Annotated in this window: 11 protein-coding genes; 4 read left to right on the plus strand and 7 right to left on the minus strand. The window is 39.1% G+C overall.

Features of this window, described 5'->3' with window-relative positions; all coding sequences use genetic code 11:
- Positions 1–2: 2 nt before the first annotated feature.
- From MSSIT_RS10330 to MSSIT_RS10355, 6 genes are all read right to left on the minus strand, one after another.
- Complete coding sequence (locus tag MSSIT_RS10330) at positions 3–1571, minus strand: COG1470 family protein (RefSeq protein WP_048172189.1); 1569 nt, start codon at positions 1569–1571, stop codon at positions 3–5.
- Positions 1564–2484: an ABC transporter permease gene (locus MSSIT_RS10335; protein ID WP_048174681.1), complete on the minus strand. Its 921-nt coding sequence runs from the start codon at positions 2482–2484 to the stop codon at positions 1564–1566. Before MSSIT_RS10335 ends, MSSIT_RS10330 begins: the two co-directional genes overlap by 8 nt.
- Before the next feature lie 11 nt (positions 2485–2495).
- Positions 2496–3392: an ABC transporter permease gene (locus MSSIT_RS10340; protein ID WP_048172191.1), complete on the minus strand. Its 897-nt coding sequence runs from the start codon at positions 3390–3392 to the stop codon at positions 2496–2498.
- Positions 3389–5206 carry a TolB family protein gene (locus MSSIT_RS10345; protein WP_048172193.1) on the minus strand — a complete coding sequence of 606 codons (1818 nt, stop codon included), beginning with the start codon at positions 5204–5206 and terminating at the stop codon, positions 3389–3391. Before MSSIT_RS10345 ends, MSSIT_RS10340 begins: the two co-directional genes overlap by 4 nt.
- 244 nt (positions 5207–5450) lie before the next feature.
- On the minus strand, positions 5451–5894 hold the full coding sequence (locus MSSIT_RS10350) for a hypothetical protein (RefSeq protein WP_048172195.1): 444 nt from the start codon (positions 5892–5894) through the stop codon (positions 5451–5453).
- A gap of 371 nt (positions 5895–6265) precedes the next feature.
- Positions 6266–6514, minus strand: a complete 249-nt coding sequence (locus tag MSSIT_RS10355) for a hypothetical protein (RefSeq protein ID WP_231590507.1) — start codon at positions 6512–6514, stop codon at positions 6266–6268.
- A 653-nt stretch (positions 6515–7167) separates the two neighbouring features.
- Here MSSIT_RS10355 and MSSIT_RS10360 point away from each other — a divergent pair.
- The 4 genes from MSSIT_RS10360 to MSSIT_RS10375 all read left to right on the plus strand — a co-directional run bounded on the left by MSSIT_RS10360 (position 7168) and on the right by MSSIT_RS10375 (position 11098).
- A complete protein-coding gene (locus tag MSSIT_RS10360) occupies positions 7168–7581 on the plus strand; it encodes a hypothetical protein (RefSeq protein ID WP_148705364.1) in 414 nt (137 codons plus the stop codon).
- Between the two features lie 90 nt (positions 7582–7671).
- Positions 7672–9345, plus strand: a complete 1674-nt coding sequence (locus MSSIT_RS10365) for a TolB-like translocation protein (RefSeq protein WP_048172200.1) — start codon at positions 7672–7674, stop codon at positions 9343–9345.
- Between the two features lie 7 nt (positions 9346–9352).
- Positions 9353–10201: an ABC transporter permease gene (locus tag MSSIT_RS10370; RefSeq protein WP_048172201.1), complete on the plus strand. Its 849-nt coding sequence runs from the start codon at positions 9353–9355 to the stop codon at positions 10199–10201.
- Positions 10202–10213: 12 nt separating this feature from the next.
- Positions 10214–11098 carry an ABC transporter permease gene (locus MSSIT_RS10375; RefSeq protein WP_048172203.1) on the plus strand — a complete coding sequence of 295 codons (885 nt, stop codon included), beginning with the start codon at positions 10214–10216 and terminating at the stop codon, positions 11096–11098.
- 570 nt (positions 11099–11668) lie between these two features.
- On the opposite strand, the gene MSSIT_RS10380 is transcribed toward MSSIT_RS10375, so the two are convergent.
- Positions 11669–12553, minus strand: a complete 885-nt coding sequence (locus tag MSSIT_RS10380) for an ABC transporter permease (RefSeq protein WP_048172204.1) — start codon at positions 12551–12553, stop codon at positions 11669–11671.
- Between the last annotated feature and the right edge of the window lie 5 nt (positions 12554–12558).

A 12558-nucleotide genomic window follows, 5' to 3' on the forward strand; every position in this document is an offset into this window, starting at 1 on the left:
ATTTACCGCCTTCCGAACTTACGTATTACAAAAACAAGTACAAGTACTGCAAAGCCCAGCATTGCTATTCCAAGAAGCCCGCTGCTTGACGACTTTTCCACATTCACCTTGATACTTTTCTCCGAGCTCACAAGGTCGTCGCTCTTCGCCCGGATGAAAATCTCCTTTGCACCGGAGCCGGCATTAGCATTTGCAGTGATTTCTACAGATATGCTCTTTGACTCGCCTGCTTCCAGTTCGTCTATTGTCCCGAAGCCCTGGATCTGCGTACTGAGGCCGCTAACATCATTGATCTCAAGAGTGACATCTTCCAGTGCATCGTTCCCTCTATTTTCAATGCTGATCCGGACGTCAGAAGAACTGCCGGGGTTCAGGGTTAATTCTTCAGGGTTTGAATCGACTTTGAGCAATTCTTCGTTTTCAAGATCGTTGTTGATATTCACCTCAAGCTGCCGGGAAACGATCTTGTTTCCGCTTACTGCTGCCACTATAACCGGATAAAGCCCGCTTGTAGCATTCTGAGAAGGCTTGACCTTTACGGTAAAAGCCAGTTCCTCGCCGGCAGAAAGCATAAGGGAAGAAAGCCTTTCCTCCTCATCGTCATCGTTGACAAATTCCGCCCTCCAGCCTTCAGGCAGACTGAGGACTTCAAGATCCAGTTTAAGCGGCTGATCATACCGGTTTTTTAAGGAAACCGCAAATTCCGCAGTTGTTTCCGGCCGGATTTCAAACCCCACTATGTTTGAATTCAGCTCTACGTACGCACTCAGGTCCTGGTCTATGGAAAGTTTGGGGTTTATGCTTACGCTGATAGGCAAAAGTACACTCCGGTTTCCTTTTTCCGGACATGCTGCCACCAGGACTTCATAATCTCCTTTTGTTGCATTCAGAGGAGGATTTACGAGGATTTCAAACTCCTGACTCTCGCCTGCAGGAACTCCCAGCTTTGTAATCCGGGCCCCGTCGGTAGAAAGCAGGTCAACTCCCCACTGTTCAGGTTTCGAAACCAGATAAATCCGAAAATTAGCTCTGCTTTCATACTTATTTTCTACAAAAGCCCCGAAACTGACGGGAATCCCCGGATGGGTCTTTTTTCCCGGGATATCGGAATAAATTTCCAGATTGGACATTGCGGCCCTGTCAATCGTTACCGTAAATTCCCGATATATCTTATCATAATTACGGCGATTTTCTCCATAAGGCTTCAGCCCTATTTTTACAGTATATGCTCCATCTTCTACATTTTCAGGAACCCTTACCTTAAGAGTCAGTTCCCTTTCATCGGCTTCCTCGGGCAGAGTGATCTGGCTGACCTGACTGCCATCGGAATAAACTCCTGCAGTCCAGTTTTCGGGCACTTTCTCTATAAAAAAAGTAACTGAGGTGCTCTCAGAAGTATTGTATCCCTTTTCGACAGTAAAGCTGAACTCCACAAGGTCTCCGGGTCTTGCAACCTTGCCGCTGATATCACTCAGGACTGCAAGACTGGAGAAGTCCGCCCCGGCAGGAAGGGACATAAGAGGAAGTAACATCAATAGAACTAGGAAGAGTTTCTTTTCATTCTCAAGCACTTATATCCTCCCTCAAGAATTTCAGATATGCAGCTATAAGAAGAATTAAAGGAGCTATGAACAGGACTACAAGATTTGTCCAGAATTCTTTTAACCACTGAGCCAGCGTGAAACGAATATCCAGAATCCCTTCCATACTATCTCTGCCATATGAACCTCCTCCTGCACCCCATCCAAGACCTGTCTTTCCGGTGCTCAGTTCAGCATAATGGTGCATTGGGGACAAAGCTAAAAGACTATCAGTTATATCCTGGACTCCAGCACTTACTACAGGTTCAAGGGAATAACTTAAAAATGTCAGTATCCAGGAAAACATAATACTAAGAGTTAACCAGATAACGATATTATAGACAAGTGAATCCGTAGCTTCTCGAACATAGATAGAGCAAACAAGTCCTATACCAAGAAACACCAGGGCATAAAGGAAAGTAAGGATGAACCAGACTGCAATTCGGCTTAACTCCATTGCACTTACTTTTGCTCCCAGAAGGAGAATTATTGTGCCCAGGGAGATCCCACTTGAGATCAGCATTACTACCAGAAGAAGAAGTACGGCTCCAAGCATTTTCCCAAGAATGATTGTGTCCCTGAATACGGGATGTGTTAACAAAACATTCAAAGAGGCAGATTTTCTTTCCTTTATTACACTATCAAAACTTAAGGCGATACCTACAAGCGGGCCGAACCATGTCATCATCAATGAAGTACTGTAAAAACCCTCAAGGACTGCTGATAAAGGTACAGGTATCTGTCCTATCTGGCTATAGAGTTCGGTCTGAAGAACCTCTCTATAAGTAACTGCAAATATTGCTATTATTAAAGTTCCTAGTAAGGAAAGAAAAATAGGACTCCAGAGACGATCTGCGAATTCTTTCTGGGCTATTACTAAAGCTTTTTCGAAATCACAATTCATTCGTTTTCCCCTCATATGTCTCTTCTGAGAAATGCTACATACGAAACTATAAACATCAGTGAAGGTATGCCTGTCAATACCACCAGATTTGTCCAGTAATCAGCAAACCAGTTCCCAAGCCCTACTCTGGTATCAAAAATTCCTTTTGTTTCTTTGCCTGAAGAAATTCCAAAGCTTCCATAACTTACACGGACTCCGGTTACAGCTTCAGCATAGTAACTTGCAGGAGAAAGTTTTTGCAAGTCTTCACTCATAACCTTGGCTTCATCATTATTATCCAGGTCAACTATCAATTCCCCGGTAATAATAGATGAGGCAGCAGTAACTATAGCTCCAAAGATTAAAATCAGGTTTAGCCACACTACAAGTCCGGAAATAAAAGAGCTTTCAGAACTTTTCGAAATAATTGAAATTATCAGGCTGAAGGCAAAAAAACCTGAAAGGTATAAAAAAGTGAGCAATGAAAAGATGAGGATCCTGTTCAGTTCGGAAAAGCCGACATCTATTCCTGTAAGTATCAGTACAGTACCAATTGAAGCAGTAACCGAAATAAAGACCACAAGAATAAGAGCACCAAGACCTCCAATGATTTTTCCACTTATAATATTATCCCGAAAAACAGGATGTGTCAGTAATGTATTCAACGATTTGGAATTTTTTTCCCTAACGATCGAATCAAAGCCAAGGGCAAGCCCGAGAACGGGAATAAAAAGCGTTATTACCTGAGCAACATCAATGAAACCGAAGCCCCGATTAAAGAGCTCGCACCCTTCTTTTCCCGAAATAACACTCATCGAAAGAACAACAAATGTGAAGATCCCAAGCAACATCCTGAAACCAGGGCTGTACAGGTAATCTGCGAATTCTTTCTGGGCGATGACCCCGATATTTCTCAGGTCTGCCTTCACAGAGAATTCCTCCTGCGGATGAAAAAAAGAAGGAACAGGACTGCAGTAATCCCCCTGAACCCCGAGACCTGAAATTCGGGCCTTGAATCTTCCTCTTTTCCAGAATCAGAAGATGTTTCCGGAACCACGAATTTTTCCGGAGATGCGGAGGAGTTCACCTCCACGATAAGAACTTTGCTTGTGGACCTGTATCCTGTTTTGCTGGCATTTATTACATACCTGCCCGCATCAGGACAGCTGTAGTTAAGGAAACCCGAACTGCTGGTAAAGCCAATTTCTTTTTCATCAAGGGTCAGAAGAGCATCTGTAACAGGTTCCGACATGCAACGAATTCTTAGCTCGCAGTTTTCTCCCTCTATGGGCGTCAAGAAATCAATGGAGAGAGGATCTTCATATCCTTCGAATTTTATTACGGATAAATCTTTGAAGTCGTTTCGAACGAGCAACCGGCTTCCATCAGGACTCCAGCCATTCAGATACCTATCTGCCAGAAATCTATAATCATCACCATCTTCAGTAAGCTGTATTTTTGTTGATCCATCAGGGTTTGCAACAAAAACAGAATCTGATGAAATAAAACTGATGAAGTCTCCTGAAGGATGCCATTCATAGTCGGTTATTGCGGATGCGATAAGGCTTTTTTCGCTTCCATCAGGGTTAATCGTATAAAGGTTATCGTCCTGTGCATAAGCTATTTTATCTCCTTTCGGGCTCCAGCTGGGCTTGAAAATAATATATCCCGGAAATTCTTCAAGCACTTTTGCATTTTTTCCAGTCTGATCGGCCAGAAACATGGTGACTCCTTCATCGTTTACAGTACTGAAAATCAGGCTTTTTCCATCAGGGCTGAAACTAAGTACATCATCAATCCTGGAAAATCCTGTTGAAAGTTGAACCTCATCGGTTCCATCAGCCTTAATTGAATATAGACCGGAGTTTGCATCAACATAGAAGATTCTGCTGTCATCGGGGCTCCAGGCAATTACAATTCCGTTATCCACTAGTCTATTATCCTCTGTTCTGTTTTCATTTATTATCCAGAGACCTGTTTCTTCGTCCTTGTTAGGGCCAGTAATGCTATATGCTATTTTTTTGCCATCATTACTCCAGATTGCAGTCTCTACACGATCAGACGTATCTGTAAGCTTCTGGAGTACATATCCATCCCGATCAATTAAATATAATTGATAATTTAGAGGATCCTTATCCATTATTATAAGGGCTTTTGTGCCCTCTGGATTCCAAATAAAATTAGTTTGCCATTCAATATCCAGAATATTTTCCTTTATTTCATCAACTGTTGTATAATTACATTTACCTGCAGTTTTGATCAGCGTTTTATCTGGATTAGCAGTTACATAAAAGTCCCTTACAGCATTAATATTTGCAAAGATTCCGATCCGGTTTCCATCCGGACTCCAGGATGTTTCCTGTGTATCTGGATTTTCCAGGATGTGCAGACCCAGGGATTTTTCTTTCGTGTTGCTTGGAGTTGATGTGAGTTCCCGAATTCCGCTTCCATCTGCGTTCAGCAAATAAATTGCATGAAGGCTGGCTCCACTCTGAGAATTGATAGATGCTTCTACCAGCAATCTGCTGCTGTCTGGACCCCATGAAGCACTAATTATGGGTTGTTCTTCGATACCGGTTTCCGAAGACTCTACAAGGCTGTCAAAATAAGGAGTCACGATTTGTGATATGGGTATAATCTCTTCAATGCTTACATTGAGATTTTCGGATGAAGCTGCAAAACATGTAGATATACTTGAAATTAGAAGGGTTAAGAATAAAATTATTTTTAGTGTTTCTGTCATACAAGTCCCTTGAAAATGTAAGTTTTGTTTATTTATGCAAGTACTTATATCACTCAAAAAAAGGAAAAATATAGTATTCGTCGAAAGTATTACACATAAATTAGGAAGAAATTCAGTATTTAATTCTAGTGTATAATATAATTAGACAATCTTGAATTGATTCCTTCATTTTAAGTGAAATTCTTTACGCGAATATCTATAATTTTACTTTCAGAATAAGAATATACAATTCACTTTTTTGTTCTTACGAAGTTGTTCTTACGAAGTAAAATTTGTAATTCGAGTAAGAGTTCGAATAATCATTAACAAACTTGATATAGAGAGGGGAAGTGTTAATGATACCTGTCCCAGTGTCTCCATATCTTTTGCTCAGTCTTTCCACCAAAGTTAAAGAAGGAGTGTATGTATAGCCAGCTACATAACTATTATATGCATCTGCGGATATAAAGAGACGCATCCTGTCACCAATTTTGGTACCAGCTTTGCACCAATCAATGTCATCGCCTGGACTGATACTTGCAACAAATGTATCGGATGTTCCATAGGGACAATCTATGATGTCATTTCCGAATGACTTTGTGTCATCTAAGTCTGGTGGTTCCAAATGATCGTCTGCTGCAGCCAGGCCTGTTAAAGTTCCCAGGAGCAGCAACACAAAAATCGTTGATTTTATGCTTTTCTTTATCATTCTTTTTACCTCGCGATTTTGCTCCCGAGGCAAGATTAAGCAAACCTTAAATACTCTTCAGGCCAACATAACCGAGCCTCCGGGCATATGGAGGTCAAGTGGATCCTTCAAAGAAAGTTTGACCTCCATATTAGTATTACCAGCACACTTTATATAAACCCCAAAGTTTTTCACCATATCCTTTAACAATCAAATCTGATGCGTAAATTGCGATAATATTTCTTTAGAAGTACTACTTAATATGAAGAGTTATTTGATTTTCTGGATAGAAATCATAAATCTATTGAATATCTGTGCTATTTAAAGACATTTTTATTTTTTTGTTCTGAAGTCTGATTATTTGGAAATAAGGACCACGGTCTCAAGCAGGTTCACAATCCGTTTTTCCCGGACATCGGGTTCGATATTGTAGAGTTTTGCATAAAAGCGAAGGTTCTGTCTTGCAGTGAGGTTTCATAAAAACGGGCAGGTTCGGGAAGGACTCCTGTCGTTTTCCTTATGTTGATTACCTCACGGATTATATCGAAACCTGCAACCTCCCCGCTAATATCGTTCAGGACTGTAAGACTGGAGAAATCCGCTCCAATCGGGGATATGAGAGGAAGCAACATTATTAACATAAGAATAATTTTTACTCCATTTGCAGGCACTTATATCCATCCTCAAAAATATCATGTATATAACGATCAGGAGAATTTGTGGTCCTGCAAGCAGGCTTGTAAGGCTCAGCTACTCTAAGCTATAGCTACTTTAAGTCGTTGATTTTTCTCTCAACTAATAAAAAACTATTGTTCCCAAAATTCTACTCAACTTTGAATAAATATCTCTCTTTTTTCTAAAAATATGTTCATCGTTAAATAGTTTATGTCAAAAGCCCTTATCATTTATGAAATAGAGTGAATATCGATTATTTTTTGCTTTAGAATAATAATACGTGCGAATTGTTAGAGATTTTGGACATAAAAGATATATTTATGCAAAAAAGTAGGAATTTATGGAGTTCAACCAGACGCGAAAAAATGATCGAACTCCAACCCCTAAAAGAGAGTTAACCCCTAAAAGAGAGTTAAATCTGCATAGTTTTTAGATTACTTAATAATTGCGGATTTTATCTCTCAATAGAAAAGTTTTGAGAGGTTAGATGAAATGAATATAAAACCTAGTGTCATGACAATTTAATTATTAAGCATAATTTTTGGTATCATTATGCCAGTGTATATCGATTCCGAACTTATAAAATGACCAATAGCTAAATATTCCTAACAATAGTCTAATGGTAGCATTCGCAGCTTGTATCATGCTTGCGGGTGTTGCAGCAGCCGAATATCCTGATGCAGGAGATACATGGGATTATGCAAAGTCTTTCGATATTGACCAAGGGTACAATAGTGTTGCTGGGACATTGGCTCCGTACCAGGACCCAGAAGATGGAGTTGATTGCTGGGTAAATGGTACAGCTACCGGTAGTGATCTTAAATTATACCTTAACAGTGTTGGATACAACAAATGTATAAAAGCTGAGATGTTCAATGACAATGGAGGCTTAATGCAGCGCGTACATAAAAATCCTGATGGTACGCCCGATAACCTATTCATTGCTTCCATTTTGAATCCAAGCCCTGTCCATGTTGATATTTCCGGTACCCCTGGTGATGGATCCTATGGTTTCATCGTATACAAGAAATAAGGACTGAATTTTCCCATTCTGGTATCCAACCAGAATGGTTTAATTTTTAAGTTCGGAGGCTAAATATCTAATTTGGGATAGGAATTCAAAATGTTAAAAGATATGTCCATAATAGTCGTATTATTGTTTGCAACAAATATAGCATTAGCAAATCCAACATCAGAAAGTCCGAATCTTAACGTTACATCGCTTGATAGGATTCTTAAAGAAGATGGGTTCTTGGTAAGTTCAACAGAATGGAGTCCTGATGGGCAATACTTACTTATAGTCTGTTGCAAACCAATTTCTCGTTCGAATAGTGTTTACAAACACTATCTTTTAGATACAAATTCCCATACTTTCGGGGAAATCGACTATGGAATTAAAGAGTTAAGCAGCTATTCTATACCTGAGGCAAAATGGGCTCCTTCTGGGGACAAAATATATTTTCGAGTTTCAACAGTTGGTTCAACATATTATGGTAATTGTTATATCGTTTGTAATCCAGACGGTACGAATTTGAAGGGTGTAGGGACTAATTTTACTGATCTTTCAAGTATATTGGAGAATCTTGGGATTATTGGTTCTCAAAATAATCTTAAGTGGAGTCCGGACTCCAGTAAAATCGTGTTTGATTGGGAAAAACCTGGAAATATTTTTAGTGGAGTATATCTTGCAAACGGAAACGGGGCAAATGCCCGTGAACTTCTATCAGAAGCTAGAGAGCCTACCTGGTACAATTCTAATGATTTTTTTGTTACTACGGATAAAGGAACTGTAGTGCTTATTAATGATAGCGGCAATTTGATTCGGACTTTCCAACCAGAGAACGAAGAGCAAGAATATGTACGTTTCTCTCTCAGCCCTGATCGAGAAAAAATAATCTTCACCTCTAATGCTGAAAATGGAATTTTCCAGACTTATATCTCTGATATTAATGGTTCAAAATTAAAAAAATATATTTCTTACTATGGCGGTACGAACTTTGAAAGGTCTATTGATTCCTCCTGGCAACCAGATGGTTCCCTCATAGTGGTAAACAAAAAAGGAAATTTATACATTTTGGAGGGAGAAGAACATGAAGAACGTTTGTTGTATGAAGGCAATGCTACCAATTCCCGGTGTTTCCCTGATGGAAAGAAAATACTATTCGTTGAAAATGAAAACCAGCTGTACTCAATCGATATTGACGGAACAAACCTGTCCTCTATTACCAATTTCGGACTGACTACTTCTTATTTCTGGAATATGGTCGGAGCTTCGCAATTTTCGATAAGTCCGTCGGGGGACATTATAGCTTTTACATCTGCCCTTGATCCAGCTACCGGAAAAATTATTGAAAATGAGCCTGCCCCATCAACACGTCAAAACGTCGCAGCTCCTTTATTCATCATTAATTCGGACGGTTCCAACCTCACTCAGGTAACGCCTGCAGTAAAGGGCAGATATGATATCTCAGGAGGGTGGAGTCCCAATGGAAAACAGTTCACTATTGACTCTATACTATTTTCTAAAGATAGCGACTCGAGTTATGGGGGCAGTTTTTTGGTTGAATTGAACTCTGAAAATTCCTCTCCCATCTGGAAGAATATGCCTGTGAAGGAAATAATTGGAAGCGAAGAATCCAGTACTGTTGGAGAAGTCCAAATTAATGAATCCAACTCTGCAAACACATCACAAATTACTGAACATAAAGAAACAGGAAATCAATCTCCTTCCTTTATGTTCTTTCAATTGTTTTTCTGCATAATGGGAATCTGGTTGATACATAAAAACCGGGAGTAATGATATTGTGAATAAAGATAGTGTTTTAACACTGGCACAAAAAGAATTCTCAGATAAATTGTATGAACCAAGTTTTATTGTATTGCTGACCCTCTTTACGGGAACTCTATTTATATATATTCGAAGTAATCGCTTCGATGAAGTTCTCCGGGTGATTGCGATATTTTTTCCATTGATAGGCATAGCCCTTGGGTATGACGGAATAATTAAAGAAAAAAATAGTAAAAGCCTGAATGTTTTATTGACACAGCCGGTTTTCAGAGATAACATTATCACAGGCAAATTCCTGGGAATTTCAATAACTCTTGCTCTTGTAGTATTTTTATCCCTGTTAATAATTGAAGCTTCGGATTTTCTTGTTTCTGGAAAAATTGCTGACTTTAACTCCCTTCTGCGCCTGCTGATCTTTGGGATTTTTACTTTTTTTTATCTTTTACTTTTTGCAACTTTTGGGATATTTAGTTCAGTCTGGTGTAAAACAGAGATCGAGTCGCTCACCTTTGGAATTTTGGTCTGGATCAATATGTGTTTTGCTCTCGGGCCCACCATCATAATGCTGGCATCTATTGTGTCAGGTCAGTCACTGTTTGATATGACGGAAGAATTTACTTCGACAATATCCTCACTTTACAATATCTCGCCTTTGCATCATTTTGCTGAGGTAACGGTTGGAAATCTGGATTTAAGTTTTTATGGAGCATTCAATGTTCAGACAGATGTAAATGGATTTCTGGATACTCGTTATTCACTATCTTACCTGATTGGGTATTACTGGCAAAATGCAGTAATTTTGTTAATTCTGCCATTTGTTTTTCTGGCAGCCTCATACATTTCATTTTTGAGAGATGATATCTAAGGAGGGAATAAAATGGAAAATATCTCAAATATCAAAATCATAGCCCAAAAAGAGTTTGCCGACCATCTGAAAAGTCCTGTATTCCTTTCTTTTACAGCCACTTTCACGCTGGTTGTCCTTGCCTGGTCATATGTACTGGGGACAGAAGTCGAATATACTTTAAATGTTCTTGGCAGTCCTGATTTGATGAGAGGGTTTGAAGGAGTTGCAGAGGTTGTCGGCCGTTTTGCGCCCATTATGGGTATTGTACTGGGTTTTGATGCAATTGTCAAAGAGATAAAATCAAGTTCCATGAATGTTTTATTGACACATCCTGTGTTCAGAGACAATATAATTCTTGGCAAAATACTGGGATCCGGTTCATGTATTTTGCTGGTGCTCTTCTTATCCATCAATCTGGCAACCGGAGCTATGCTTATGGCTTCAGGAATTCCGGTCACGATGCAGCAAATCATAAGAATTGAAACGTTTGTGTTTCTGACTTTTTTCTATGCTTTAATCTTTCTTGCAATCTCTATGACGATCTCGACAATAGCAAAAAAATCAAATAATTCTCTTCTGTTCAACTTAATTTTCTGGCTTGTCATAACAGTACTATTTACCAATCTAATCTTTACCGTAAGCTATGCATTTTCAGAAGATCTCCATACGGCAAATGACCAGACTCAACTTCTTAAGAACTTCTTACCTGATTATCATTTTACTTCAACTGCTGTGGGAATCAAAAGTACTGATACAGGAATGACTTCTGGAATAGGAGGGATATTTGATACCCGCTATACACTGGGAGCCTGGGCATGGGAATTCTGGCCCAATCTGGCCTATCTTTTTGTGCTGCCATTCATCTTGCTTATAGGCTCAGTACTCGCATTTATGAAAAAGGACATTACATACTGAAAAAAATGTTTCCACAGAGGAAGCTTTTGATTTAATGGTATAGACATTAGTATCATTTTCATTCTGGTGCTATAACAGAATAGTTATTTTTTAAGTCTCAAATGATGTTCAAAATATAGATGAAAAGGCAATGTCGCGAATTTGATGTAAATTCTAAGTCAACTTTTTGTGTACTGTGTGTAATTTTATTCTTCCGATATGTAAATCCCGATAAACAGGATTTATACTGTATATCGTACTCCTGCCCGCTTTATCTTCTTCAATAAGGCCTGAATCCTTTTATTTTGTCATATGCAAGTTCATTGAAGCTCTGGAAATTCTTATTTTTCGGGCAAGATTGTTGTTAGTATTGCATCCTTTATACAAGAGATTCTGGCTTACCTGACTGCGTCGGAATAAGCCCCTGCTGTCCGGGTTCGACAGGAATTAAGGGTTTGATCCACCTGGATTCCACAAATGGACCCTGATTTCTCTGGGGAGTTCACAATAATGGAGTAATACTATCGATTGCTCTCAGAGAAGGACAAAACTTCTGATCGAATTCTGTGTTTTGTCTGTCATCTACTCACTTCACAAAGTAATATCCTTCCTGAGAAATGCAATGAAATCTATTACGAATAGTATAACCGGAGTCATTATCAGCGCTACAATGTTCATCCAGAATTCTCTTAAACATTGAGTTAGAGTATATTCAGTATCAAAAATCCCTCTTATAGTTGGTTCTACGTTAACTCCCATAAAACTCAAATCAGCTCTGCCAGTTACAGCTTCTGCATAGTGATGCAGCGGTGATATATTCAAAAGTTGTGTGATCAATATCCCTTCATTCGATGTTTGACCTGTCAATATGGCAACAACTGTCTTAAGAATTGCACCAAATAATATGCAGATAAAGATCCATACAACAATATTGCTGATTAGTGAATCAGTGGAGTTTTTTACTATCGTTGAGATGAGAATTGCAATTCCCAAAAATGTTACTGCATAGAAAAATGTGAAAATAGTGAACACAGCTATTCTGATTAGTTCCGTATATCCGATCTCGACTCCATAGAAGATCAAGAGTGTTCCTACAGATACAAAAACCGAAAATACAATTATAGCAGCTATCAATAATGCTGATCCAATTAATTTCCCTGCAAGAATATTATCCCTGAATATTGGATGAGTTAATAACACATTCAGTGATCCGGATTTCTGTTCTCTGACAACTGCATCGAATCCCAGAGCTATTCCAACCAATGGGGTAAATTGGGATATCATTTTGACATGAATACTACTCAGGAGAACTGAATTATCGCCATACACCATGGAACCGATCATCATGGAACCAAGCATATAGGTAGAAGCAAATACTATTACAGTATATGTTATAAGCAACACCAAAAATCCGGCATCTTGAAGATGGTCAGCAGCCTCTTTTTGAGCAACCACAAAAACATTATTATTTTTCATTCGAG

The sequence above is a fragment of the Methanosarcina siciliae T4/M genome, from assembly GCF_000970085.1.
Lineage (GTDB): Archaea > Halobacteriota > Methanosarcinia > Methanosarcinales > Methanosarcinaceae > Methanosarcina > Methanosarcina siciliae.

Coding starts and splice junctions, on each gene's coding strand:
- MSSIT_RS10380 (WP_048172204.1), bottom strand. CDS start 12,553: ATGAAAAATAATAATGTTTTTGTGGTTGCTCAAAAAGAGGCTGCTGAC.
- MSSIT_RS10350 (WP_048172195.1), bottom strand. CDS start 5,894: ATGATAAAGAAAAGCATAAAATCAACGATTTTTGTGTTGCTGCTCCTG.
- MSSIT_RS10355 (WP_231590507.1), bottom strand. CDS start 6,514: ATGTTAATAATGTTGCTTCCTCTCATATCCCCGATTGGAGCGGATTTC.
- MSSIT_RS10375 (WP_048172203.1), top strand. CDS start 10,214: ATGGAAAATATCTCAAATATCAAAATCATAGCCCAAAAAGAGTTTGCC.
- MSSIT_RS10365 (WP_048172200.1), top strand. CDS start 7,672: ATGTTAAAAGATATGTCCATAATAGTCGTATTATTGTTTGCAACAAAT.
- MSSIT_RS10345 (WP_048172193.1), bottom strand. CDS start 5,206: ATGACAGAAACACTAAAAATAATTTTATTCTTAACCCTTCTAATTTCA.
- MSSIT_RS10335 (WP_048174681.1), bottom strand. CDS start 2,484: ATGAATTGTGATTTCGAAAAAGCTTTAGTAATAGCCCAGAAAGAATTC.
- MSSIT_RS10360 (WP_148705364.1), top strand. CDS start 7,168: ATGGTAGCATTCGCAGCTTGTATCATGCTTGCGGGTGTTGCAGCAGCC.